Origin of the sequence: Citricoccus muralis (genome assembly GCF_029637705.1) — a bacterium.
Taxonomy (GTDB): Bacteria; Actinomycetota; Actinomycetes; order Actinomycetales; family Micrococcaceae; genus CmP2.
On sequence record NZ_CP121252.1, the window covers coordinates 1,534,246 to 1,560,319 of the forward strand.

Here is a 26,074-nt window from a genome sequence, read left to right on the forward strand (position 1 = left end):
ACTGTGAAGCGTGACCCAACCCACAGCGAAGGAGACCTCTGTGCGCGTACATATTGCCACCGATCATGCCGGGCTTGACCTGAGCCGATACCTCATCGAGCAGCTGAGCGACGCCGGTTACGACATGGTTGATCACGGCCCGCAGGAGTACAACGCATTGGATGATTACCCCTCGTTCTGCATCAACGCCGCACTGGCTGTGAAGAAAGAACGCGAGGCCGGTGCAGATTCACTGGGCATCGTTCTGGGTGGGTCCGGCAACGGCGAACAGATGGCGGCCAACAAGGTTGAGGGCATTCGTGCAGCCTTGGCATGGTCCGTAGGCACCGCGCAATTGGCTCGCGAGCACAACAACGCGCAGGTGGTGGCCGTGGGCGGGCGCCAGCATTCTCAAGAAGACGCCTTGGAAATTATCACCGCGTTCCTGACCGCAACCTGGTCGGACGAAGAGCGTCACAGCCGCCGGATCGCCCAGATGAACGAGTACGAGCGCACCGGAGCCATTGCGGGACATGAGTTGGGAACGGACGGAATCGAGAAGTAATGCCCGAAGGGCACACGATACATCGCGTCGCGCAGCAATTCACCGACACTTTCGTCGGGCAGCGACTCCGGGTGAGTTCACCGCAAGGGCGTTTCGCGGACGGCGCGGCGCTTTTGGACGGTCACACCCCGGTCTCCGCGAGGGCGCACGGCAAGCATTTGTTCCTGACGTTCGACCATGATCTCATCCTCAACGTTCATTTGGGGATGTACGGAGCGTGGACGCTGGGTGGTGATGAGACGTTCACCGCGGCGTCATCATTAGGCGCACCGCGGAAGATCGGCGAGCAGGAGATCGCCCGTGGTCACGACGACGGTGATTCCTATTCTGGACCACCGGAACCCAGGCCGACCACCCGGGTTCGGTTGGTGACCGAACACGGTTGGGCTGACCTCGTCGGAGCCAGTGTTTGCCGTGTACAGACCCCCGCGGAGATGGCCGGTACCGTCGCTGCGATGGGGCCGGACCCGCTGGGGGACGAACCTGGAGTAGAGGACTTCCTGCATCAGTGTTCGTCGACCCGTACCGCCATCGGAACGGTGCTCATGGATCAGTCCCGAGTAGCCGGGATCGGCAATATTTATCGTGCCGAAGGACTCTTCAGGGCAAGGATTGACCCTTATCGGCCGGCGAACGAAGTTGATGAGACCACGTTGCGATCCCTCTGGGATGACGAAGTGTTTCTCATGCAGCTTGGTGTGGAACACGGACGCATTATTACCACTGCGCCGGAACACCGCCCAGGCGTGGACTTAGCCGAAGCGTGGCCTGAGCATGCCTATTACGTGTATCAGCGACAAGGGATGAGCTGCCGTGTCTGCGCCAGCGACTCGATCGTGGTTTCGTCCATGGCCGCTCGAAAACTGTACCGGTGTACCGTATGCCAGCGCTGAAACCCCTCGCTCCCTTACCGGGGAGTCACGGTCACATCATGACACGAGTGGAACCATCGGGTGTTCTAGCGCGTTAGGCTGAAGGCGTGCGAGTGGTGAATCTCTTGGACCGTGGACTCACGGCATATCAGGATGCCGATATTCGGCAACGTTCCATCCATGCTGGTGTCGCGGACGGAACAGAGCCGGACACCTTCCTGGTGTTCGAATCCAACGCGACCTACACGGCAGGTCGACATACTCGCCCCGGTGACATCACCGACCCGGATCTCCCGATCGTGGACACTGACCGGGCAGGATCCATCACCTGGCATGGCCCCGGGCAGCTGATCGTCTACCCGATCGTGAAGCTCACTGAGCCCGTCGACCTGCACGCCTATATTCGCGCTGTCGAAGGGTCCGTGCTGGACACCCTGCGTGATCATTGCGGCCTCGATGTCGTGCGTATCGACGGACGTGCTGGAGTTTGGCTCCGCAACGCGGACCGGAAAATCAGCGCTATCGGTTTGAAGATCAGCCGTGCGGCCACCTTGCACGGAATTTCCTTGAACGTCAACACCGATTTCACCTCAGCATTCTCAGGCATCGTCCCCTGCGGAATTAACGACGCCGGAGTGACCTCCTTGGCGCAAGAGGGCATCAGCATCACTCTGGACGAATTAGTCGAGCCCTTGACGGCAGCTCTGCGACATCGTCTGGCCCCGCTGCTTGCTCGTGGCGCCGGGGCCGACACCAGCACCGAGAAATTGACGGCATCCAGCATCCGATAAAGGAGCAACCGACGTGTCAACTCTTCCTAAAGTCGAGGGCCGCAAGCTGCTGCGTATCGAGGCGCGCAACAAAGAGGTTCCGCGCGAGGAACGCCCCGAGTGGCTCAAGACCCGCGCCACCGTGGGTCCCGAATACCAGAACATGCGCGAGCAAGTGCGCAAAACCTCGCTCAACACCGTGTGTGCAGAGGCGAACTGCCCCAATATCTACGAGTGTTGGGAAGACCGCGAAGCTTCGTTCCTCATTGGCGGTGCCGTCTGCACCCGCCGTTGTGGCTTCTGCGACATTGCCACGGGCAAGCCGGGGGAGTACGACCGGGAAGAGCCCTACCGCGTAGCGGATTCCGTGGAACAGCTCGGTTTGCGCTATGTGACCGTGACGGGCGTGGCACGCGATGATCTCGAAGACGGCGCCTCCTGGCTCTACGCCGAAACCTGCCGTGCTATCCATGAGCGCACTCCCGGCACCGGTGTCGAGTTGCTCGTGGACGATTTCCGCGGTGGGGATGCACCCCTGGAGGCTGTGTTCGAGGCCCGTCCCGAAGTGTTCGCGCACAACCTGGAGACCGTGCCGCGGCTGATGAAGACCATCCGCCCCGCATTTTCTTACGACAAGTCGCTCTACGCGATTTCCAAAGCCCGGGACGCCGGCCTGATCACCAAGTCGAACTTGATCCTGGGCATGGGGGAGACCACCGAAGAGATTGAGTCCACGATGCGCGACCTGGCCGATGCCGGGGTCCACATTCTCACGGTGACCCAGTATCTGCGGCCGTCGCCGCTGCACCATCCCGTGGACCGCTGGGTCAAGCCCCAGGAATTCCTGCGCCTGCGTGATGTTGCCAAGGGAATGGGCGTCGCCGCCTGCATGTCGGGCCCGTTGGTGCGCTCCTCGTACCGGTCGGGCAAGCTCTGGGTCGAAGCCATGCAATCTTTGGGTCGCGACATCCCGAGCCATCTCACCCAGCTGGCCGAATTTGCCGCTCAGGGCTCGGCGCGTCAGGAAGCAGAATCTGTGTTCAACCGATTCCGCAAAAACGACGACGAGAGCTCTGCGGATGTTCCCGCCCAGCCGGGCCTGCAGGGTCGTGTGTCACTGCCGCTGTCACCGGTCGGAGCCCCCGTCGGCGGCAGTGGCGGTTGCTGCGGCGGAAGCTCCGCAGGATCATCGGGCGGTTGCGGTTGCTGATGTTCCTGGGCGTGCAGTGAAGCCACTGCAGGTCACAAAAGCAGGTTTCAGGGCTCAAGACGCGACTCAGGCCGGGAAGAAATTCCCGGCCTGACGTGCTCTTTTTAAGTGGTCTATTTAATCGGAGGGGATGACGGGAATCGAACCCGCACCACCAGTTTGGAAGACTGGGGCTCTACCATTGAGCTACATCCCCGTAGCTACAAGCATCGAAGTCGAGCATAACCGACAAGCGCAATGATCCGCAAAATGCGAAATCAGGATGAACTATGCGTAGAATATTCGATGGCCGGTGTTCGTGCAGGCCTTCGGTCTGTCTGAGCCATGAGCGTGTCATAGCAATTGATTCAGGGCACGACCGCCTCGGACGGGGTGTAGCTCAGCTTGGTAGAGCGCGCGCTTTGGGAGCGTGAGGCCGCAGGTTCAAATCCTGTCACCCCGACATCATGGTGATCGGCAGTCCGGTCACCAGAACGGCCGTTGATCCCACATCAACAGCCCTTGAACCAAGAAGATCAATCCACAGGAGTCCTACGTGGTCAAGAGCACCGCAGAAACCCTCAACCCGACCCGGGTGAAGCTGGACGTCGAGGTTCCCTTCGATGAGCTGAAGCCACGTATCGATGAGGCGTACAAGACCATCGCGAACCAGGTCCAGATCCCAGGCTTCCGCAAGGGCAAGGTTCCGAACCGTCTGATCGACCAGCGTATTGGCCGCGGTTACGTGATCGAGACCGCCATCAACGAAGGCCTCAACGGGTACTACCAGGAGGCTCTGCGCGAAGCTGAGATCACTCCGCTGAACCGTCCTGAGGTTGACATCACCTCTGCACCGGGTGCTGAAGGCGACGCCGAGGCTCCGCTGAAGTTCACCGCCGAGGTGGACGTGCGCCCGACCATCGAGCTGCCTGATTACAAGGGCCTTAAGGTCACCGTCGATCCCGCCGCCGCATCCGCTGAGGACGAGGAGAAGGCGCTCAACGACCTGCGTTCTCGCTTCGGCACCCTGAAAGAGACCGACCGTCCGGCCGGCAAGGATGACTTTGTCACCATCTCCCTTACCGCCACCATCGACGATGAGACTGTCGATCAGGCCGATGACCTGTCCTATCAGGTGGGCGCAGGTACCATGCTCGAAGGCCTCGACGAGGCTCTTGAGGGCCTGTCCGCCGGCGAAGACGCTATCTTTGAAACCACCCTGTCCGGTGGCGAGCACTCCGGTGAGAAGGCCACCGTCAAGGTCGTCGTTTCTGCCGTGAAGGACCGCGAGCTGCCCGAGGCTGACGACGAGTTCGCACAGCTGGCCTCCGAATTCGACACCATTGCTGAGCTGAAGGAAGACCTCAAGAAGCAGGCGTCCGAGCAGGCCATCACCGAGCAGGGCGTCGAGGCCCGCGACAAGGTGCTCGAGGAGCTCGTGAAGCTCATCGAGGTTCCTGTTCCGGATTCGGTCGTTGAAGAACAGGTCGAGCAGCACTTCTCCCAGGGAGGACACTCCGAGGGCGACGACCACGACACCGCAGATCACCGCGAAGAGGTCACCGAGAACTTCCGCGAAGCCTTCCGCAATGAGGTCATCCTCGATGCTGTGGCTGACGCCGAAGAGGTCGGCGTGGAACAGTCCGAGCTGATCGAATACATCATCTCTTCCGCCTCGCAGTACGGCATGGACCCGAACCAGTTCGCCCAGATGCTGGATCAGGCAGGCCAGGTGCCCCTGATCATGGGCGAGGTGCGTCGTCGCAAGGCTCTGGCCAAGGTGCTGGAGTTCGCCGAGGTCACCGACACCGACGGCAACGCTGTAGACCTGACCTCGTTCGTGAAGCCCGCCGGCGAGCAGGAAGAGGACGCTGCCGAGGCTGCCGACTCCGCTGACGCCGAGGCGCCGAAGGAAGAGAAGAAGGCCCCTGCGAAGAAGCCTGCTGCGAAGAAGGCTCCCGCCAAGAAGGCTCCCGCGAAGAAGGCAGCTGAGAAGGCAGAGGATGCTGACGAGGCTGAGGAGAAGAAGCCTGCTGCGAAGAAGGCTGCCGCGAAGAAGCCCGCCGCGAAGAAGGCTCCGGCCAAAAAGCCTGCAGCCAAGAAAACCGCAGAAGACGAGGGCACTGAGGCCTGAGAATTCGTCGGCACGCCGTGAACCTCGCGTTCTCGACACCGTGCCTCACGGGCGAGGGGCTCGCTGATCGACACTCCGTTGATCAGCGAGCCCCTCGTTTGCTTTCGGGATGGGTTCGGTGAGGATCGGTCCCGCCATCAGCGAACAGCGGGCAACATGCGTGCCGAACCACGGCGACGCACAGTAGTCTCAATACAGATCGTTCGGATCAGTCGCACCACACGCAGTGCCTTCGAGCTCGAACGTGTTTCAGTCAGCCAGTTGAAGGAAGGTAAGGACGTCATGACCGAATCGTCCCCCGCACCTCGCATGCAGTCGGTAGACCCGGCGCAGCGCGAAGACTACATCTACAATCGCCTGCTCAAAGAGCGCATCATCTGGCTCGGCTCTGAGGTCCGCGACGACAATGCCAACGCCATTTGCTCGCAGATGCTGCTGCTCTCGGCCGAAGACCCAGAGAAGGACATCTACCTCTACATCAACTCGCCCGGTGGTTCGGTGACCGCTGGTATGGCCATCTACGACACCATGCAGTACATCCCCAACGATGTCGTCACCGTGGCGACCGGCCTCGCGGCATCCATGGGTCAGTTCCTGCTGTCGTCCGGCACCAAGGGCAAGCGCTACGCGACGCCGCACGCACGTATCCTGATGCACCAGCCATCGGGCGGCATCGGCGGTACCGAGTCCGACATTCGCATCCAGGCGCAGCTCATCCTGCACATGAAGCAGGTTATGGCTGAGCTGACTGCTGAGCAGACCGGACAGACCGTCGAGACGATCCTGAAGGATAACGAACGCGACAAGTGGTTCACCGCCCAGGACGGCCTGGAATACGGATTCTTTGACCACATCGCCGAGCGTTCCGGCAGCGTCACCGGTGGTGGCGGCGTCCAGCAGTGACGCCCGGTTCCGCCACCCCACATACCATCTCGACCCACGCGACGTCGCCCTCAGGAGAGACATCATGAACCACATGCCCACCGGAATGCCGACCGGTGCCGACATTCCGGCACCGAGCTCGCGCTACATTCTTCCCCAGTTCGAAGAGCGCACCCCCTATGGTTTCAAGCGTCAGGACCCCTACGCGAAGCTTTTCGAAGACCGCATCGTTTTCCTCGGCGCCCAGGTGGATGACGCCTCGGCCGACGACATCATGGCCCAGTTGTTGGTACTGGAGTCGATGGACTCCGAGCGCGACATCACGCTCTACATCAACTCGCCCGGTGGTTCCTTCACCGCGATGACGGCCATTTACGACACGATGCAGTTCATCCGTCCCGAGGTGCAGACCGTGTGCCTCGGCCAGGCAGCCTCTGCCGCTGCTGTGCTGCTGGCCGCCGGCGCTCCCGGAAAGCGCCTGGCGCTGCCGAACGCCCGCGTGCTGATCCACCAGCCCGCTATGGGCGGCGACCGTGGTACCGCCACGGACCTTGCTATCCATGCTGAAGAAATCAACCGGATGCGTGTGTGGATGGAGCATACTCTGGCCAAGCACAGCAACAAGTCTGCCGAAGAGGTCTCCCGCGACATTGACCGTGACAAGTTCCTCTCCGCAGACGCGGCGTTGGAATACGGTCTGGTCGATGAGGTCCTTCCTTCGCGCAAGATCCAGCGCAGCTGACCACCGCACGATCAGTAGACACACTGCTGATCAGCCGGTCCAAGCGCAATGTGGCGCACCGAGAGTAATCTTCTCGGTGCGCCACAGCTATGACCGGGCGACGTTACCTTCGTCGATTCACCGCCTCTACCCACTATGCTGTGGAGGTACCCCGTCTTGAGGAGATCCCCGCATGGCACGCATCGGAGAAAGCGCCGACCTGCTCAAATGCTCATTCTGTGGCAAGAGCCAAAAGCAGGTCCGTAAGCTGATCGCCGGTCCCGGCGTTTACATTTGCGATGAATGCATCGAACTCTGCAATGAGATCATCGAGGAAGAGCTCACCGAAGTCGTCGAATCCGGCGAAGTAGAGCTACCGAAGCCTCACGAGATCTACGAGCATCTCGAGCAGTACGTTATTGGCCAGACCGCAGCCAAGCGCGCTCTTTCGGTTGCCGTCTACAACCACTACAAGCGCATTCGCAATGGCGAAGCGCCCAAGACTCCCTTCGGCCAAGAATCAGACCTCGCCGACGTCGAAGTCGGTAAGTCCAACATCCTGTTGGTGGGCCCGACCGGCTCCGGTAAAACCTATCTGGCGCAGACTCTGGCCCGGAAACTCAACGTGCCCTTCGCTGTGGCCGACGCCACCTCGCTGACGGAAGCCGGCTACGTCGGTGAAGACGTCGAGAACATTCTGCTGAAGTTGATTCAGGCTGCGGATTATGACGTCAAGAAGGCCGAGCAGGGCATCATCTACATCGACGAGATCGACAAGATTTCGCGAAAGTCGGAGAACCCTTCAATTACCCGTGACGTCTCCGGAGAAGGCGTGCAGCAGGCGCTGCTGAAGATCCTCGAGGGTACCGTTGCCTCTGTGCCACCGCAGGGCGGACGCAAGCATCCGCACCAGGAGTTCCTGCAGATCGACACCACCAACGTGCTGTTCATCGTTGCTGGTGCTTTCGCGGGCTTGGACGAGATCATCGGTTCTCGTGCGGGACGCAAGGGCATCGGCTTTGGTGCTCCCTTGCACCACATCTCGAACGAGACTCCTTCGTATGCAGATGTTCAGCCCGAGGATCTGCTCAAGTTTGGTCTGATCCCCGAGTTTATCGGTCGACTTCCCGTGGTGACCGCTGTCGATTACCTCGATGAGGAATCGCTGATACGCGTGCTCACCGAGCCGAAGAACGCACTGGTGAAGCAGTACCAGAAGATGTTCATGCTCGACGGCGTGGAGTTGGTGTTTGAACGCTCCGCACTCGAAGCGATCGCCGGTCAAGCCAATGATCGTGGCACCGGTGCCCGAGGACTGCGTTCCATCCTAGAAGACGTCCTGCAACCGGTCATGTTCGATCTGCCCGCTCGGGATGATATTGCCCAGGTGGTCATCACCGGCGAAGCCGTTCGCGGTGAAGAAGAACCAACGCTCATCTCTCAGGAAGTCGCCCGGAAACGCCGGAATAAATCCGCCTAAGGCCAGGTTGTGGCAGATGCCATCCGCGCCGCGCCTTCCTGTGCGCGGTCCTGCGAATCATCGAGGAGGACGAATGCCTGAAGCCACTACCGAGAACCCCGAGATCGTTGATTTCTGGTTCGACCCGATTTGCCCCTTTGCCTGGATCACGTCCCGGTGGATCAAGGAAGTCGAGCAGGTACGCAACATCACGGTGCGCTGGCACATTATGTCTCTCTCGGTTCTTAACGAGGGACGCGACCTCGACGAAGGATACCGCGAACTGATGGACCGGGCGTGGCTGCCCGCACGCTCCGTGGTGCAGGTGCGTGAGCGTCACGGCGAGGACAAAATTGGTGACTACTACACGGCTCTGGGCACCGAGATCCACAACAACGGCAACAAAGACTTCGAATCTGCCGTGGCCAACGCGCTGAACGAGCTCGGCCTCGACGCCGATCTGCTGGTTGACGCACGCACCGATGCGCTCGACACGGAATTGCGCGCCTCGCATCGGGAAGGGATCTCCAAAGTGGGCGACGACGTCGGAACCCCTGTGGTGGCCTTCAACGACACCGCCTTCTTTGGTCCGGTTCTCACCCGTATCCCGCGCGGAGAGACCGCCGGTAAGATCTTCGACGGTGCTGTGGCACTGGGCTCCTACGAGTACTTCTACGAGCTGAAGCGTTCTCGGACCACCGACCTGCAGTTCGACTGACCTCTCGTCTTAACGGCAGTGGCGGCCGCGATCCATGATCGCGGCCGCCACTTTTTCGTGCCCTCTGGCAGGGCTGGCACTAGGAGGCTGGGGTCTCCTCGGCCGGTGCCAGCTCCACGTCAGTCACCTCAAGATCCGACTCCGGATTGGTGAGCTCGGGGCTGTACTCCAGGTGCTCGACATTGCCAGCCGCCTGCAGGTCGGCGACGCCGCCTCGCAGCTGAGCCAAACGTGACTCCGTACCGCGGATGGTCGCGGTCATGACGGCGGTGCGCTGCTTGACCTTGGCCGTGGACTTCGCCTTGCGGATACCTGCCAGTGCCCGAGCCACCACGGTGAGTACCTCGGGATCACCCTCGGAGCCGGCAGCGGTGATGCCCGCGATGGTGTCGCCGTGACCGGGCCAGGCCGTGTGGTGGACCGAACCGGTGCGCCACCAACCCCAGACCTCTTCGGTCGCGAAAGGCTGGAATGGTGCGAGCAGTCGTAGTAGCGCATCGAGAGTGGTAGCCAGGGTGGCGACCACGGATTCCTTCTCGCCCTCACCATGACCGCCGTAGGCCCGGTCCTTGATGAGTTCGACGTAGTCGTCGGTGAACTGCCAGAAGAAGGTCTCGGTCACATTTAGTGCCCGAGCATAGTCGTAGCGATCAAACGCCGCGGTGGCCTGCTGGACGGCGTCGCTGAGCTGACGCAGCAGTGATCGATCGAGCGGGTTCGTGATTACGGCCGCGCCCTGGGCGTCACGCACCACGGAGTCTGCGGTGGCACCCAGATTCAGCACGAACTTGGAGGCGTTGAGCAGTTTGATGGCCAGGCGGCGTCCGATCTTCATCTGGGCCACTTCGTACGCAGTGTCGGCACCGAGCTTGGCGGAAGCCGCCCAGTAACGAACCGCGTCAGAGCCATACTCAGCGAGAATGTCCGAGGGAACCACGACGTTGCCCTTGGACTTCGACATCTTTTTCCGGTCTGGATCCAAGATCCACCCCGACAGTGCCGTGTTCCGCCAGGGGGCGGCGCCGTTGAGAGCATCGGCGCGCACCACGGTGGAGAATAGCCACGTGCGGATGATGTCGTGACCCTGGGGGCGCAGGTCGAAGGGGAAAACCTTCTCGAAGAACGCGTCATCGCGTGACCAACGCCCCACAATCTGGGGCGTCAACGAGGAGGTTGCCCAGGTATCGAGCACGTCCGGGTCGCCCGTGAAACCACCGGGAACATCACGCTGGTCGGCGGTGTACCCGGGTGCGGGTTGGGCAATCGGGTCGATGGGCAGCGCCGCGTCGTCGGGGACGATCGGGTGCTCGTAGTCCGGTTCCCCCTGAGCGTCGAGCGGGTACCACACCGGGATCGGCACACCGAAGAACCGCTGACGCGAAACCAGCCAGTCGCCGTTGAGGCCATCAATCCAGTTCGTGTAGCGGGCCTGCATGTGCCCCGGGTGCCAGGTGAACTCGTTGCCGCGCTCGATCAGGGCGGCTCGGCGATCGGCGTCGCGACCACCGTTGCGCAGGTACCACTGGCGGGAGGTCACGATCTCGAGTGGCTTGTCGCCTTTCTCGAAGAACTTCACCGGGTGAGTGATCTTGCGCGGTTCGCCTTCCGTTTCACCGGTCTCGTTGAGCATCTCGATGACGGCTTTTTGTGCCGAGAACACCGTGGCGCCAGCGAGACGCTCATAGCGCTGCCGACCGGCCTCATCAGTGATCCACTCCGGGGTCTCGGCGGCGAAACGGCCATCGCGGCCGATCAGCGCGCGCGTGGGTAGGTTGAGTTCTCGCCACCAGGTGATGTCGGTGGAGTCCCCGAAGGTACAGATCATGGCGATGCCGGAACCCTTGTCGGGTTGAGCCAGTGGGTGGGCCTTCACCTCGACCTCGACGCCGAAGAGCGGGGAGGTCACGGTGGAGCCGAACAGCGGCTGGTAACGCTCATCATCCGGATGCGCCACCAGGGCCACACAGGATGCCAGCAGCTCCGGTCGGGTGGTCTCGATCCAGATGCGGCTCGAAGCCTCATCAGCGGCGTCGTGCCGGTGGAAGGAGATGCGGTGGTAGGCGCCGTCGCGCTCCTGATCCTCCACCTCGGCCTGGGCCACAGCGGTGCGGAAGGTGACATCCCACATGGTGGGTGCTTCGGCCAGGTAGGCGTCTCCCTGCGCGAAATTCTTCAGGAATGCCCGCTGTGAGACGGCCCGGGAGACGTCATCGATGGTGCGGTAGGTGAGGTTCCAGTCCACCGAGAGACCCAACTGGGTGAAGAGGTTCTCGAAGACCTTCTCGTCCTCAACAGCGAGTTCTTCACACAGCTCGATGAAATTCTGGCGGGAGATCACATCCCAGTCGCGCTGGTTCTTGGCGGGAGTTTCCGGCGGGCGGTATCCCTCGATATAGGGCTTGGTGGGGTCGCAACGCACGCCGTAGTAGTTTTGCACGCGGCGCTCAGTGGGTAGGCCGTTGTCGTCCCAACCCATCGGGTAGAACACGTTCTTGCCACACATGCGCTGGTAGCGTGCCATGACGTCGGTCTGCGTATATGAGAAGACGTGGCCGACGTGCAGGGAGCCGGAGGCCGTGGGCGGGGGAGTGTCGATGGAGTAGACGTTCTCACGGGTGGTTTCGGGGTCGAAGGTGTAAGTACCCTCGGAGCGCCACCGGGCGGTGAGCTTGTCCTCAAGGCCCTCGAGGCCGGGTCGATCGGGAACGGTCACGGATGCGGGCGCGTCTATGCCCTGGTTCAGTTCAGCCATGGTGGACATTGTCCCATAGAAGGCGCGGCGAACCGGCCCAGGTGTCCTCCTTAGACCGGTGAGTGTGGGCGTCGCGAAATCACCTCGTCAGCCACCGAGTTGCTCGTTTAGGGTGGAAACATGACTGAACCCATCACCGACGCACCTGCCGCGTCTATTTCCATCGATCGTTCCCGTTCCGCCATTGTCACCGGAGCCTCCTCCGGTATTGGCCGCGCCACCGCCCTTCAACTGGCCGAGAACGGTTGGCGCGTATTTGCGGTGGCTCGTCGGGCCGACCGGCTGGAGAGCCTCGTGGAAGAGGCAGCCAGCTACGACGGCGTCGTCGTCCCACTGGCCGCGGATGTCACCGACGCCACCGCGGTGGAATCGGTGCGTGAAGCGGTCGAGCGTGCTGGTGGAGCCGACAGCCTGCTGAACATTGCCGGTGGAGCCCTCGGTACTGACACGGTGGGTGCCGGGTCCGTGGACGACTGGGAATGGATGTTTCAGGTCAACGTCATCGGGACCCTGCGGGTGACCCAGGCGTTCTTGCCGATGCTGCGGGACTCCGGTAAGGGCACCGTCCTGAATCTGACCTCGACCGCCGGTGTGGTCGCGTATGAGGGCGGCGGTGGTTACAACGCCGCCAAGCATGGCGCGCACGGACTGACCGGGGCCCTGCGTCTCGAGGAAGCCGAGCACAACATCCGCGTGGTCGAAGTGCTGCCCGGCATGGTGCACACCGAAGAATTCTCGGTGAAGAGGTTGCGCGGCAACCAGGAGGCGGCGGACAACGTGTACGCCGGTGTCGAGAAGCCGTTGACGGCCGAAGACGTGGCTGACGTGTGCTTCTACGCGGTGTCCCTGCCGCATCACGTTAACCTGGATCAGATTGTGATGCGCCCGGTCGCCCAGGCCGCACAGCACAAGGTGATCCGAGGCGCCGGTGCATGAGTGAGGCCATGACGATGTCGGTGACGACGAAGCGGCTCCGTGGGGCGGTGCTCATGGGTGCCACCACCGCAGTTGCCACCGCGATTCCACTGGGACGACTGCCTCTGGGTCGCACTGCCGCCGTATCGGCCGCGCTCGGTGCCGCGGCGATGGGGGCCGGTCTGCTCGTGGCGCGCGCCCGCGATGCCTCAACTCCGGTTGCGACAAGCGATCATGAGGCTCCCGCAACAGGTCCCCATCGTTCCCGCACCATCCAGGGTGTGGCGATCTTGACGGTGGCAGCCGGTGCCGTCGCCTCTTTCGGGATGACCACCTCTGTGCTGGCAGACCGCTGGATCGAAAAGGGCGTGCGCGCCCTGGGGAGCCAGCATCCGCGTCTCTGGATGATCGCTGGGGCCGGAGTACTGGGGACGATGCTGGAATGGTTCGATCAGCCCGCGCCGTCATCAGATTCGCCCGCGGCCTCCCCGGAGGCATAGAATGCATCGTAGAAGCGATGAACCGGCTATCACCGGGGAGCTGCCGGAAGAACCGCACCGTCATCACGGCGCTCAGTAGAACCGGCCGGGTCAGCCCGAGACAGCTGTCACAAGTGGTTTTTCCGCTCTTGAGGTGGAGAAACAAGCAGGGTGGTACCGCGCGAGTATTTGCGTCCTTGCACCAATGGACATTGTTGCTGTCGTGACACCTCGTCACGGCCGATGCTGAACCTGGAAGGCGCACCGTGTACCCCCTGGCGAGTTCTGATCCCCACACCGTCGGCTCCACCCCAGCCACGCCCCGATTCCCTGAGATCGAAGAGCGCGTGCTGCGCTACTGGGACGAGGACGGCACGTTCCAGGCCTCCGTCGATCAGCGCCCGGCTGAGAATCCCGACGGCAGCCCGAATGAGTTCGTCTTCTATGACGGCCCGCCCTTCGCCAATGGTCTGCCGCACTACGGCCACCTGCTGACCGGCTACGTGAAGGATCTGGTGGCCCGTTACCAGACCCAGCAGGGACGCCGTGTGGAGCGCCGCTTCGGCTGGGACACCCACGGTCTGCCCGCCGAACTTGAAGCCATGAAGCAGTTGGGTATGAACGACAAGGCTCAGATCGAGTCCATGGGCATCGACAAGTTCAACGACGCCTGCCGGGCCTCCGTGCTCAAATACACCGAAGAGTGGAAAAACTACGTCAACCGGCAGGCTCGCTGGGTCGACTTCGAGAACGACTACAAGACGCTGAACCCCGAATTCATGGAGTCGGTGCTGTGGGCGTTCAAGTCCCTGCACGAGAAGGGGCTGACCTACCAGGGCTTCCGGGTGCTGCCCTACTGCTGGAAAGACGAGACGCCGCTGTCCAACCACGAGCTGCGCATGGACGACGACGTCTACCAGAACCGCCAGGATCCCTCGGTGACGGTCGCCTTCGAGATCCTCGGGGCACCGGAGGATGCCTCGCTGATCCCCGACGGCGGCATCGACGCAGCGACCGCCGCATCACTGACCGGGGTGCGAGCCCTCGGCTGGACCACTACGCCCTGGACCCTGCCGACGAACCTGGCCCTGGCCGTCGGCCCCGAAGTGACCTACGCCGTGGTTCCGATCGGACCCAACGGTGCCAGCGTCGAGACCTTGAGTGGGACGCGGTTCCTGCTGGCCGAAGACCTGGTCGGCGCCCACGCCTCCGACTTGGGCTACGCGTCTGCGGAGGACGCCGTCGCCGCGGTGACCGAGCGCTACGTCGGCGCCAGCCTCGCCGGACTGCGCTACGCGCCGCTGTTTGACTATTTCACCGACGCCGAGAAGTACGGCACCGAGGCCGCCTTCCGATTCCTTGCCGACGACTACGTGACCACCACCGATGGCACCGGCATTGTGCACCAGGCTCCCGCCTACGGTGAGGACGACCAGCGGGTGACCGAGGCGAACGGGATCCCCGTGATCCTCTCCGTGGACGAAGGCGCGCGCTTCCTGCCGCTCTTTGGCGACGAGACCGTGGGCGGCGGCGTGCTCAAGGACATCGCCGGAGTCCAGGTCTTCGACGCCAACCGCACCATTATCCGGGCCCTGCGTGCCCAGGGTCAGCTGGTGCGCGAAGCCTCCTACGAACACTCCTACCCGCACTGCTGGCGCTGCCGCACGCCGCTGATCTACCGTGCGATCACCTCCTGGTACGTCTCGGTCACCGAGTTCAAACAACGCATGGTGGACCTGAACCAGGAGATCAACTGGATCCCCGAGAACGTCAAAGACGGCCAGTTCGGCCGGTGGCTCGAGAATGCCCGCGACTGGTCGATCTCCCGGAACCGGTACTGGGGTTCCCCGATCCCCGTCTGGGAGTCCGATAACCCGGAGTTCCCCCGTCGTGAGGTCTACGGGTCTATCGCCGAGATTGAAGAAGCGTTCGGCACCCTGCCGCGCAACGCCGACGGCGAGGTCGACCTGCACCGCCCGTGGATCGACGAGCTGGTGCGCCCGAACCCGGACGACCCCACCGGTGCGTCCATGATGCGTCGCGTACCCGACGTGCTCGACGTTTGGTTCGATTCCGGCTCCATGCCGTACGCCCAGGTGCACTATCCGATGCAGAACAAGGACTGGTTCGACACCCATCATCCGGCGGACTTCATTGTCGAGTACATCGGACAGACCCGTGGCTGGTTCTACACCATGCACATCCTCTCGACGGCGCTCTTCGACCGACCCGCCTACAAGAACGTGATCTCTCATGGCATCGTGCTGGGCTCCGACGGGCAGAAGATGTCGAAGTCGCTGCGCAACTACCCGGACGTCTCCGAAGTTCTGGATCGCGACGGCTCCGATGCCATGCGCTGGTTCCTCATGTCCAGCCCGATTCTGCGTGGCGGCAACCTCATCGTCACGGAGGAAGGCATCCGCGAGGCCACCCGCCAGGTGATCCTGCCGGTCTGGAACGCTTTCCATTTCTTCACCCTCTACGCCAACACGGCCACCGTCAACGGCACCCGCCCCGACGGCTACCGCGCTCAGACGCGCTACCGTTCCGATGACCCGCTAGACCAGTACATCCTGGCCGCCACCGGAACCATGGTGCGCGAAGTGAAGACCGCGCTGGACTCCTACGAGGTCTCCGATGCGTGTGACGCGCTGCGCACCTACGTCGACGTGCTCACCAACTGGTACATCCGCCGGTCCCGCACGCGTTTCTTCGACGAAGACCCGGTGGCCTTCGACGTGCTCTACACTGTGCTCGAAGCCACCGTGCGCGCCGCCGCACCGCTGATGCCGTTGGTGGCCGAGGAAATCTGGCGCGGGCTCACCGGAGGCCGCTCCGTGCACCTGACGGACTACCCCGACGCCGAGCTGTTCCCGAGCGGCCCGGAAGCCGAACGGATGCAGGAGCGCATGGATCTGGTGCGTACTATCACCTCGGCTGGCTCCTCACTGCGTAAAACCGCCCAGCGACGCGTGCGTCTGCCCCTGCGTGAGCTCAGCGTGGTGGTTCCCGACGCCGCCGGACTCGAGGGCGCCTACCGCAGCATCATCGCCGACGAACTCAACGTGCAGTCAGTGAACCTGCTCGATGCCGCCGAAGCCTCGCCGGAAGATTTCGGCATCACTCAGCAGCTGGTCGTCAACGCCCGTGCCGCTGGTCCGCGTCTGGGCAAGAACGTGCAGACCGTGATCAAGGCGGCGAAGTCGGGGGACTGGTCCATCGACGCCGACGGTGCGGTCGTCGCCGGAGGCCTGGAATTGGTCGAAGGCGAATACGCCCTCGCCACTCAGGTCGACCCGGCAGCCTCCGAGGGCGAAAACGTAGTGTCCGTGATTCCCGGCGGATTCTTGATGCTGGCTACAGACGTCGACGATGTTCTCGCCGCTGAAGGCGTGGCCCGCGACACCGTGCGAGCCGTGCAAGCCGCGCGCAAGGCCGCCGGTCTGGAGGTTTCCGACCGTGTGACCACCACCATCTCCGGTCCCGCGACGGTGATTGCCGCCATCACCGCTCACCGCGACCTTATCGCCGACGAGACACTGAGCACCGAGGTCGAGTTCGTCGAGAACGGGGCTGAAGACAAGCGCGCCTCGCACACCGATGACGCTTCCAAATCCGTGCAGGTCACGGTGACCCGAGTCGAAGGAACATCATGAGCGCCGAAGACCCCACCACCACCGGCGAGCGATCCACCGCCGCGGAAGTCTACGCAGACCTACTGGACCGGGCCCCGGAAAACCGCATGGAGCCGCGCATGGAACCCATGCGCCGGATCATGGAGCTGCTGGGCGAACCCCAGCGCTCCGCTCCGGTCATTCACCTGACCGGCACCAACGGGAAGACCTCCACCGCTCGGATGATCGAGGCACTGTTGCGAGCCCACGGGCTACGCACGGGACGCTACACCTCGCCGCACCTGGTCTCGGTCACGGAGCGGATCTGTCTCGACGGCGAACCGGTCGAGGAAGAAACTTTCGTGCGGGTGTGGAACGAGATCCTTCCACTGGTCACCCTCGTTGACGCTGAGTTGATCGAGGCCGGCGAGAACCGGCTCACCTACTTCGAAGCGGTCACGGCGCTGGGCTTTGCCATCTTCGCCGATGCCCCGGTGGACGTGATGATCCTCGAGGTCGGTCTCGGCGGGGTGACCGATGCCACCAACGTCGCCGACGCGCAAGTATCGGTGATCACCCCTATCTCCCTCGACCACACCGAGCTATTGGGCGACACCGAAGGCGAGATCGCCGAGGAGAAGTCCGGCATCATCAAGCCCGGTGGCTTCCTCGTGTCGTCCCGCCAGGACCCGGACGCCGCCCAAGTGCTCTTGGATCGGGCGCGCGAAGTCGGCGCCGCCTTCCGGTTCCAGGACATCGAGTTCGGTGTCAGCGAGCGAAACGTCGCGGTCGGTGGTCAGCAGGTTACTCTCGTCGGGCTGGCCGGTACCTACGAGAATCTCATGCTGCCGATGCACGGCGCCCACCAAGCCGAAAATCTATCGGTCGCCGTCGCTGCGGTCGAAGCGTTCATCGGCGGGGGAGAGACCGAACTCGGCGAGGACGTGCTGGCGCAAGCCTTGACGCTGATGTCCTCACCGGGTCGGCTCGAGGTCCTCAAAACCAAGCCGCCCCTGGTGATTGACGCCGCCCACAACCCCGCAGGTATCCGGGTCGCCGCCGCCGCAGTGCAGGAAGCTTTCGGGTTTAGCCGCACCGTCCTCGTGGTGGGCATTCTGGCCGAAAAAGACTCGCTCGGCATCCTTACGGCACTGCGAGAAGAATTCGACGGCGCACTGCTCTGCCTGACCGCCTCCGACTCGCCGCGTGCTGTTTCCGCCGAGGAACTGGGGGAGACCGCGCTGGACGCCGGCTGGGATGAAGACGATATCCACGTTTCCGACGACGTCGTCGGCGCGCTGCGCTGGGCGGTCGACCAAGCACAGAACATCACTGCGGCTCAGCCCGAGGGCGTTGGCGGCGGAATACTGGTCACCGGATCGATCACCCTGATCGGACAGCTGCGTGACCTATTGGGCCCCGGACCGGACCAGGCCGACGCCGGTGTCGTGGTGGACCCCCTGGACGTCTCGGCCGAGCTCGCCGTGCTGGAAGCCATGGAGCCTCCAGTGACGGACGAAGATTCGGATGAGGACTCGGAGGGTGAGGCGTGAGCGAAAAGGAACTCCCGGGCCACGAATCCTGGCGCCCGGCGCGCGAAACGAAATCTCAGCGCAATTGGACGCCCGGTCAGCTCAAGAAGCGGCGCTCCCTGCGCACCATGTTCTCCTCGGTGGTGCTCACCTTCGAGGCTATTGTGTTGTTCTTCGTTGCGCTGACGATTTTCAACCTGAACCGCGACGCCGAATGGGCGTGGTGGGCGTTGGGCGGAACCCTGTCTTTGGCCGGGCTGTGCATCGCCACCTGCGCCTGGCTGCGCCACCCCGTCGGGTACGGCATCGGCTGGGGCATTCAGGTACTCTTCCTGGCCCTGGGTTTCATCGAGCCGATGGTCTTCCTGGCTTCCATCGGATTCGTTGCGGCCTGGGCCTACGCCGTCATCAAGGGGCGCACCCTTGATCGCGAAAATGCGGTACGTGATGCCGCCGAAGAAGAGTATCGACGCACGCATCCGGAGTGACCCGCGGGTCACCGAAGCGATGTTGGATATAGTGAGACCGGACCCCAGAACAAACCGATGCACCCGGTGCACGCCGGGCTGCCATCACGGAAGAACGAGGTATTCGTGAGCACCACCGAACGCACCCTGATCCTCATCAAGCCCGACGGCGTCGAGCGCAACCTGACCGGCGAGATTCTCAGCCGCATCGAGCGGAAAGGTTACACCATCGTCGAACTGGCGATGACCACCCCCGACCGCGAGGTTTTGGCCGCCCACTACGAAGAGCATCAGGGCAAGCCGTTCTACGAGCCGCTGCTCGAGTTCATGTCCTCCGGCCCGGTCGTGGCCGCTATCGTCAAAGGCGACCGCGTCATCGAGGGCATCCGCTCCCTGGCCGGCACGACCGACCCCACCGTGGCTGCCCCCGGCACGATTCGCGGTGACCTGGGCCGTGACTGGCCCGGCACGGTGCAGAAGAACCTGATCCACGCCTCCGACTCCACGTTGTCGGCCGATCGCGAAATCGAGATCTGGTTCGGCTGATCCACCACGGATCCTGACCACTGACAGACAGTTGCGCCCCTTCCTTTCCGGAGGGGCGCAACAGGTTTAACCCAGTCATTAGATGAAGGCGTTGGAAAAGCGCAGCAGAATCGAGGCGGCGACGGCGACGTACAGCAGCACGATCACCGGCCAGGCCAGCATGGAAGCCAACGACGCCGCCCGCTCCGACACCGGTAGCACGCCACACACCATATTGCGCACCGTCACCAGCACCACCATCGGGATCATGGCGGCCCAGACGATTATGCAGTACAGGCACAGCACGGAAATCACGAACACCGACTGCGACCAGAGCCAGACGCAGAAAATAAAGCCCAGCGCCACGCCCACGTTCAGGCTTAGCCAGTACCAGCGCGGCAGCCGTGCCCCTGCGAACAGGGTCATCGCCACGGTAATCACGATCGGAAACGCCACCATACCGATGAACTGGTTCGGGAAACCGAATAGTGTCGCCTGCCAGTTCTGCATTACCTGGCCACAGGACACCCAGGGGTTGATATCGCAGCTGGTCACATGGTTCGGATCCATCCACAATTGCACCCGTTCATACACCAGGGTGATGGTGGCTCCCATGCCGATCAGGCCGGTGATGAGTAGCGTCCAAGCCATCCCGACACGCCGGGCGTCAACGGGAGCGTTCGTGGTCTCGTCTTCAGTGGTGTTCACATGCGTCGTCACCACTTCAGCATACGCGCGCCACCTCGTCTCCAGCGGGGAATCGTCTTGTGTGAGACAATGGTCATCGACCCGATGGCGACCACACCGTCATCGAGATCCTACGGACGGCCGCTGAGCCGCCAGACAAGACCCGGAGCGCCGGTGGAGGAACAAGACCCCCGGATGCTCGGTCAGCACGGTCGCATTTCGGCCGAGCTGACCCCTCACAACTGCTGGGTGGACGGGCCAGGACTGGCCGCCGTTGGTTCTGTCGGTCAGCGCCCCGCATCCAGTGGGGACTGCCACGACAGTTCATTCACGACTTTGAGTTCGCGGTGTGTATCGAGCACCTAAGGACGCCGCACCGGCGTCGGCCGATCCACGGACCACGCGAACCGGACAGCCCCAGGCTGCGGGGTGTGGCCCAGCGAGGGGCAAGGAGGCGCTGCCATGGCAGCCACACCATCGAACGAGACAACTGAATCAACCACCGAGAACACCACCGCACAGCCGGCCGTGAGCGAGATGGACTTGCTCTTCCAGGCTCCGGATTTCTCGCACCTTCCGCCCGTCAAAAAGCAGAAGCCGGCACCGCAGGACGCCGACGATGACACTTCGGACGACTCCGACGACGAGCGCGACGGGGCGTCCCGCTCCGGGAACCGGTCGCGTCGGCGCCGTTCCCGCGGCAACCGCACCGCTGGCTCCGACCAGAACCGCAACGATCGCCACGATGCGGAAGCTTCCGCCGATTCCGACGAACAGGATTCCTCCAACCACGACGCCGAGGACCAGGACCAGGGGTCCGGTGACTCGCGTGACGGTGATGACCAGAACTCCGGCTCCGGGGTAACCCGTCGTCGCCGTCGTCGCCGCCGTGGTGATTCCGATATGGAACTGGATGGTGGTTCCGAGGGCGACCCGGAGAACACGGTGACCCGCGTGCGTGCTCCGCGCCAGGCCGCCTCTACCGGGCCCGACGCTGTGACCAGCCTGAAGGGCTCCACCCGTCTCGAAGCCAAACGCCAGCGCCGTCGCGACAACCGTGGCCAGCGCCGCCGTCATGTGATCACCGAGGCAGAGTTCCTGGCGCGCCGCGAATCCGTGGACCGGAAGATGATGGTGCGGCAGCACGAAGACCGCATCCAGATCACCGTGATGGAAGACGGTGTGCTCGCCGAGCACTTCGTGTCCAACACCACCCAGGACTCCCTGATCGGCAACGTGTACCTCGGCAAGGTGCAGAACGTGCTGCCCTCTATGGAAGCGGCTTTCATTGATATCGGCCGCGGTCGCAACGCCGTCCTCTACGCCGGCGAGGTCAATTGGGACGCCGCTCAGCTGGACGGCAAAGCGAAGAAGATCGAGAACGCGCTGAAATCGGGCGACTCTGTGCTCGTCCAGGTCACCAAGGACCCGGTGGGTCACAAGGGTGCGCGCCTGACCAGCCAGATCTCGCTGCCCGGTCGCTATCTGGTGTACGTCCCCGGTGGTTCGATGACCGGTATTTCCCGAAAGCTTCCCGACGTCGAGCGCAACCGGCTGAAGAAGATCCTTAAGGATCACCTCCCGGAGAACGCCGGCGTCATCGTGCGTACCGCCGCCGAAGGTACGTCCGAAGATGAGCTGATGCACGACATCAACCGTCTGCGCGCCCAGTGGGAGACCATCCAGTCGAAGTCCACCTCCAAGAAGGTACTCGCACCGGAGCTGCTTTACGCCGAACCGGACTTGACGATCAAGGTCGTCCGCGACGTCTTCAACGAGGATTTCTCTTCCATGGTGGTGCAGGGCGACGCCGTCTGGGACAACATCGAGGCGTATGTCACCTACGTGGCACCGCATCTATTGGATCGACTCGAGAAGTGGGAGCCGAACGCCCACGACGGTCAGGACCTCTTCGAGGCCAACCGTCTCGATGAGCAGCTACACAAAGCATTGGAGCGCAAGGTCAACTTGCCCTCGGGTGGTTCACTGGTGATCGACCGCACCGAGGCGATGACCGTGGTCGACGTCAACACGGGCAAATTCACCGGCTCCGGCGGCAACCTCGAGGAAACCGTCACCAAGAACAACCTTGAGGCTGCCGAGGAGATCGTCCGGCAGCTCCGTTTGCGCGATATCGGCGGCATCATCGTGATCGACTTCATCGACATGGTGCTGGAATCCAACCGAGACCTCGTGCTGCGCCGCCTGGTGGAGTGCCTGGGCCGGGACCGCACCAAGCACCAGGTCGCTGAGGTCACCTCCCTGGGGCTGGTGCAGATGACGCGCAAGCGCATGGGCACCGGCCTGGTCGAGGTCTTCTCCGAATCCTGCGAGCACTGCAACGGCCGCGGCATCATCATCCACGATGAACCCATCGAGCACCGTCGCAGCCACGACTCCCACGGCAACCCGCGCTCAAACAAGTCGGGCCGCGGTCGTCAGAACAACCGCACTAACGACCAGGGTGGGCGTCAACAGAACGAGCACCATAACTCCCAAGATCAGGATCAGCAGGAGAACTCCTCCTCCTCCTCCTCCTCCTCCTCCGGTTCTCGTCGTGGACGTCGTCGTCGCGGTTCTTCGGATCAGCAGTCCAACGGCCAGGATCAGCAGCAGACTCAGGACCAGAGCGTTGTTGCCCATGAGCCGGAGGAAACTCCGGAGGAGAAGGCAGATCGAGAGGCACGCGCCGAACAGACCCGCAACGCGCTGGCCAGCATTGCCGCGGCCAGCCACCTTGCCACCTCAGGGGAGGACGACGCCAAGGGCTCGACCGAGTCGCCTGAGTCGGCTGAACCCGCTGAGACCCTGACCATCGGGGGAGAGCCCGTGGAGGTGCCGCAGAAGCGTTCCTCGCGGTCGCGCCGTTCGCGTCGGTCTGCCTCATCGCCGGCACAGAATCAGTCGACCCAGGGCAACGATTCGACGCCGGACGCCGGAGCGAAGTTGAACGAACTGAACTCCGCACTTGACCAAGCCGAAGAGCAAAAGGAGAAGCAGACCCGCACTCAGGGTGCCGCCGCATCCACCACGCGTCCCCGGCGCCGTCGTGCTGCGTCGTCGGACGGCGCGAACGTCACCGTGCAGAGCACGGATGACGCTCAGTCCTCCGGTGAGGGATCCAGCTTCAAGGCCACCGCGAAGGCTCCCAGCGCGGCGGCTACCGGATCCGCTGCCCCGCAGGGTGCTGCCGCGCCGGTCATGCTGGGTGTGGGTGTCAAAGCCGAGGAGATTTCCTCACCCGGTCGTGATTCCTGACACATCCATGGAACTCGGGCGCGCCATTTGGTGATGCCGCCGGGCTGTGGGTACTATAGATGACTGGTGCTGTGATAGCTGACAGTGTTGGTGTGCCCGGAGACTCGCGAAACCGTGACGTCTCGCCCCTTGAGAATTGACCGGCTCTACGGCCGTGATTCGGCCAGGCGGTCTGCCCCGGTCCCATCGGATGAAGTCACAAACCAACGTGCTCGAGAATGCACAGTAAGTAAACATTGAACGTCGAGAGAAGTGAGTCCCAAGTGGTGTACGCGATTGTCCGCGCTGGCGGCCGCCAGGAAAAGGTTTCCGTGGGAGACCTCGTAACCCTTGACCGCGTTCCCGCTGAGGCCGGAAGCTCCGTTGAGCTTCCCGCTCTGATGCTGGTGGATGGGGACAAGGTCACCTCCGGTGCTGAAGATCTTTCCAAGGTCAAGGTCAGCGCCGAGGTTATCGAGCATTCCCGTGGCAAGAAGATTGTCATCCAGAAGTACAAGAACAAGACCGGCTACAAGAAGCGCCAGGGTCACCGTTCTGAGCTGACCACCGTCAAGGTCACCGAGATCAAGTAAGCTTTTTGCAGTCACCGCCGCGGTGGTGAATGCGACATCTGACAACGAAGGAAGTATGTCATGGCACATAAGAAAGCTGGCAGCTCCAGCAAGAACGGCCGCGACTCGAACGCACAGTTCCTCGGCGTGAAGCGGTACGGCGGTCAGACCGTCTCCGCCGGCGAGATCCTCGTGCGCCAGCGCGGCACCAAGTTCCACCCGGGCCGCAATGTCGGCATCGGCAAGGACGACACCCTCTTCGCTCTGGAAGCCGGTTCTGTGGCTTTCGGTTCGCGCCGCGGCCGCAAGGTCGTCGACATCGTGCCAGCTGCCGCTGAGTAATCAGCGCCCAGCTACTACGCTCCAGCGGGGGCGGACCCATGCTGGTCCGCCCCCGCTGTCGTCTTAATAACAGTCCCCGACCCACAGGAGTTCCGATGGCCGCGTTCGTCGATCGCGTCACCCTGCACGCCACCGCCGGTAACGGCGGTCACGGATGCGTCTCCGTGCGTCGTGAAAAGTTCAAGCCGCTGGGTGGGCCCGATGGTGGCAACGGTGGCAACGGCGGCGACATCACCCTCGTGGTGGATGCCCAGACCACCACGCTGCTGTCCTACCACCACCTGCCGCACCGCACCGCGGGCAACGGCGAGCCCGGTAGAGGCGACAACCGCCACGGCAAGAACGGTGAAACCCTACGTCTGTCCGTGCCTGATGGCACCGTGGTCAAGGACGCCGACGGCAACATTCTGGCCGACCTGGTGGGGGAGGGCGCCGAATATGTGGTGGCCCATGGCGGCGTCGGGGGCCTGGGCAATGCCGCCCTGGCCTCGCCCAAGCGCAAAGCACCCGGCTTCGCCCTGCTCGGTATCCCCGGCGAACACGCCGACGTCGTCCTCGAGCTGAAGACCGTCGCCGATATCGCCCTCGTTGGCTTCCCCTCGGCTGGAAAGTCCTCGCTCATTGCCGCCCTGTCTGCTGCGCGACCCAAGATCGCCGACTACCCGTTCACCACGCTGGTCCCGAACCTCGGTGTGGTGCAGGCCGGGCAAATGCGTTACACGGTGGCCGATGTACCCGGGCTGATTCCCGGCGCCTCACAGGGGAAGGGCCTCGGGCTCGAGTTCCTCCGTCACGTCGAACGCTGTGCCGCACTCGTGCACGTTTTGGACTGTGCCTCCTTGGAAACCGACCGCGACCCCTTGTCTGATCTGGAAGCGATCGAAAACGAACTAGCCGCGTACTCAGTGGAACCAACTTCGGAACAGCAGGCCGAGGATCTCATTCCGTTGCATGAGCGCCCTCGCTTGATCGCGCTGAACAAGACCGACTTACCTGATGGCACGGAAATGGCCGACATGGTGCGCGAACAGCTCGAAGAGCGCGGCTACCGAGTTTTCGATGTGTCCGCACTTGCTCACCAGGGCTTGGACCCGCTCAAGTACGCCATGGGTGAGCTCGTGGAAGAATCCCGAGCACGACAGGTACCGGTGGAGGCCTCACCGGTGGTCACCATCGAGCCGAAAGTGCGCCGCAAAGGCGGACGTCCCGAAGAGTTCACCCTGCGTCGCGAAGAGCGCAACCTTAAGCCATTGTTCCGGATCCGCGGTATCAAGCCCGAGAAGTGGGTGGCTCAGACCGACTTCACCAACGACGAGGCCGTGGGTTACTTGGCGGACCGCCTGCACCGACTCGGCGTCGAAGATCGTCTATTCGCCGACGGCGCCCGTCCCGGGGACACTGTGGTGATCGGCGACGACGAGACCGGCGTGGTCTTCGACTGGGAGCCGACCATCTCCACCGGATCCGAGGTTCTGTCTGGTCCCCGCGGTTCGGACTTGCGGATGGAGCAAACGTCGCGGCCCACGCGCGGAGAGAAGCGCAAAGAATACGAAGACCTCAAGGCTGCACGTGCTGGTGTGCGTGCGGAGATGGACGAGGAACGTCGCAGTGGTTTGTGGACCGACTACGACTCCGACACTCAGAACTGAGGCATCAGGAGAGA

General features: G+C 62.9%; 21 protein-coding genes and 2 tRNA genes. 20 read left to right on the forward strand and 3 right to left on the reverse strand.

The features are described from left to right. Window positions 1–40 precede the first annotated feature (40 nt). The 4 genes from P8192_RS07015 to lipA all read left to right on the forward strand — a co-directional run bounded on the left by P8192_RS07015 (window position 41) and on the right by lipA (window position 3,396). Window positions 41–544, forward strand: coding sequence for a ribose-5-phosphate isomerase (locus tag P8192_RS07015; protein ID WP_270107582.1), 504 nt, complete (start codon window positions 41–43; stop codon window positions 542–544). After that, window positions 544–1,437 carry an Fpg/Nei family DNA glycosylase gene (locus P8192_RS07020; protein ID WP_278159588.1) on the forward strand — a complete coding sequence of 298 codons (894 nt, stop codon included), beginning with the start codon at window positions 544–546 and terminating at the stop codon, window positions 1,435–1,437. The genes P8192_RS07015 and P8192_RS07020 overlap by 1 nt, the downstream gene beginning before the upstream one ends. 92 nt (window positions 1,438–1,529) lie before the next feature. Beyond that, complete coding sequence (gene lipB, locus P8192_RS07025; RefSeq protein WP_278159590.1) at window positions 1,530–2,207, forward strand: lipoyl(octanoyl) transferase LipB; 678 nt, start codon at window positions 1,530–1,532, stop codon at window positions 2,205–2,207. 13 nt (window positions 2,208–2,220) lie between these two features. Next, window positions 2,221–3,396 carry a lipoyl synthase gene (gene lipA / locus P8192_RS07030; protein ID WP_278159592.1) on the forward strand — a complete coding sequence of 392 codons (1,176 nt, stop codon included), beginning with the start codon at window positions 2,221–2,223 and terminating at the stop codon, window positions 3,394–3,396. A gap of 125 nt (window positions 3,397–3,521) precedes the next feature. Here the strand turns inward: lipA and P8192_RS07035 are convergent. Continuing rightward, window positions 3,522–3,592, reverse strand: a tRNA-Gly gene (locus P8192_RS07035). Window positions 3,593–3,764: 172 nt separating this feature from the next. Between P8192_RS07035 and P8192_RS07040 the strand changes: the two genes are divergently transcribed. The 6 genes from P8192_RS07040 (at window position 3,765) to P8192_RS07065 (ending at window position 9,289) form a co-directional block, all read left to right on the forward strand. Next, window positions 3,765–3,838 (forward strand) — tRNA-Pro (locus tag P8192_RS07040). A gap of 93 nt (window positions 3,839–3,931) precedes the next feature. After that, complete coding sequence (gene tig, locus P8192_RS07045; RefSeq protein ID WP_278159594.1) at window positions 3,932–5,509, forward strand: trigger factor; 1,578 nt, start codon at window positions 3,932–3,934, stop codon at window positions 5,507–5,509. A gap of 309 nt (window positions 5,510–5,818) precedes the next feature. Beyond that, entirely contained in the window at window positions 5,819–6,412 is a 594-nt protein-coding gene (locus tag P8192_RS07050) for an ATP-dependent Clp protease proteolytic subunit (RefSeq protein ID WP_270107580.1), read from the forward strand. A 64-nt stretch (window positions 6,413–6,476) separates the two neighbouring features. Then, a complete protein-coding gene (locus P8192_RS07055) occupies window positions 6,477–7,133 on the forward strand; it encodes an ATP-dependent Clp protease proteolytic subunit (RefSeq protein WP_270105383.1) in 657 nt (218 codons plus the stop codon). A gap of 172 nt (window positions 7,134–7,305) precedes the next feature. Further along, window positions 7,306–8,592 (forward strand): ATP-dependent Clp protease ATP-binding subunit ClpX, encoded by a 1,287-nt coding sequence (clpX, locus tag P8192_RS07060; protein ID WP_270105382.1) that lies wholly within the window; start codon window positions 7,306–7,308, stop codon window positions 8,590–8,592. 73 nt (window positions 8,593–8,665) lie between these two features. After that, a complete protein-coding gene (locus P8192_RS07065) occupies window positions 8,666–9,289 on the forward strand; it encodes a DsbA family protein (protein WP_278159597.1) in 624 nt (207 codons plus the stop codon). 79 nt (window positions 9,290–9,368) lie between these two features. Here P8192_RS07065 and valS read toward each other — a convergent pair whose 3' ends face one another. Next, complete coding sequence (valS, locus tag P8192_RS07070) at window positions 9,369–12,041, reverse strand: valine--tRNA ligase (RefSeq protein WP_278159599.1); 2,673 nt, start codon at window positions 12,039–12,041, stop codon at window positions 9,369–9,371. Between the two features lie 120 nt (window positions 12,042–12,161). Between valS and P8192_RS07075 the strand changes: the two genes are divergently transcribed. The 6 genes from P8192_RS07075 (at window position 12,162) to ndk (ending at window position 19,594) form a co-directional block, all read left to right on the forward strand. Further along, complete coding sequence (locus P8192_RS07075) at window positions 12,162–12,977, forward strand: SDR family oxidoreductase (RefSeq protein ID WP_278159601.1); 816 nt, start codon at window positions 12,162–12,164, stop codon at window positions 12,975–12,977. Next, a complete protein-coding gene (locus tag P8192_RS07080; protein ID WP_278159602.1) occupies window positions 12,974–13,456 on the forward strand; it encodes a hypothetical protein in 483 nt (160 codons plus the stop codon). The genes P8192_RS07075 and P8192_RS07080 overlap by 4 nt, the downstream gene beginning before the upstream one ends. A gap of 245 nt (window positions 13,457–13,701) precedes the next feature. After that, on the forward strand, window positions 13,702–17,091 hold the full coding sequence (gene ileS, locus P8192_RS07085; protein WP_278159659.1) for an isoleucine--tRNA ligase: 3,390 nt from the start codon (window positions 13,702–13,704) through the stop codon (window positions 17,089–17,091). Then, on the forward strand, window positions 17,088–18,602 hold the full coding sequence (locus P8192_RS07090; RefSeq protein WP_278159661.1) for a bifunctional folylpolyglutamate synthase/dihydrofolate synthase: 1,515 nt from the start codon (window positions 17,088–17,090) through the stop codon (window positions 18,600–18,602). The genes ileS and P8192_RS07090 overlap by 4 nt, the downstream gene beginning before the upstream one ends. Continuing rightward, window positions 18,599–19,069, forward strand: coding sequence for a DUF4233 domain-containing protein (locus P8192_RS07095; RefSeq protein ID WP_278159663.1), 471 nt, complete (start codon window positions 18,599–18,601; stop codon window positions 19,067–19,069). The genes P8192_RS07090 and P8192_RS07095 overlap by 4 nt, the downstream gene beginning before the upstream one ends. Before the next feature lie 105 nt (window positions 19,070–19,174). Beyond that, entirely contained in the window at window positions 19,175–19,594 is a 420-nt protein-coding gene (gene ndk, locus P8192_RS07100) for a nucleoside-diphosphate kinase (protein WP_278159665.1), read from the forward strand. Window positions 19,595–19,672: 78 nt separating this feature from the next. On the opposite strand, the gene P8192_RS07105 is transcribed toward ndk, so the two are convergent. Then, window positions 19,673–20,224: a vitamin K epoxide reductase family protein gene (locus P8192_RS07105; RefSeq protein WP_278159755.1), complete on the reverse strand. Its 552-nt coding sequence runs from the start codon at window positions 20,222–20,224 to the stop codon at window positions 19,673–19,675. A 465-nt stretch (window positions 20,225–20,689) separates the two neighbouring features. Between P8192_RS07105 and P8192_RS07110 the strand changes: the two genes are divergently transcribed. The 4 genes from P8192_RS07110 (at window position 20,690) to obgE (ending at window position 26,060) form a co-directional block, all read left to right on the forward strand. Then, on the forward strand, window positions 20,690–23,518 hold the full coding sequence (locus P8192_RS07110) for an Rne/Rng family ribonuclease (RefSeq protein ID WP_431521153.1): 2,829 nt from the start codon (window positions 20,690–20,692) through the stop codon (window positions 23,516–23,518). 263 nt (window positions 23,519–23,781) lie between these two features. After that, on the forward strand, window positions 23,782–24,090 hold the full coding sequence (rplU, locus tag P8192_RS07115) for a 50S ribosomal protein L21 (protein WP_270105371.1): 309 nt from the start codon (window positions 23,782–23,784) through the stop codon (window positions 24,088–24,090). Window positions 24,091–24,150: 60 nt separating this feature from the next. Next, window positions 24,151–24,411, forward strand: coding sequence for a 50S ribosomal protein L27 (gene rpmA, locus P8192_RS07120; RefSeq protein ID WP_270105370.1), 261 nt, complete (start codon window positions 24,151–24,153; stop codon window positions 24,409–24,411). Window positions 24,412–24,506: 95 nt separating this feature from the next. Next, window positions 24,507–26,060 (forward strand): GTPase ObgE, encoded by a 1,554-nt coding sequence (gene obgE / locus P8192_RS07125; RefSeq protein ID WP_278159671.1) that lies wholly within the window; start codon window positions 24,507–24,509, stop codon window positions 26,058–26,060. Window positions 26,061–26,074 lie beyond the last annotated feature (14 nt).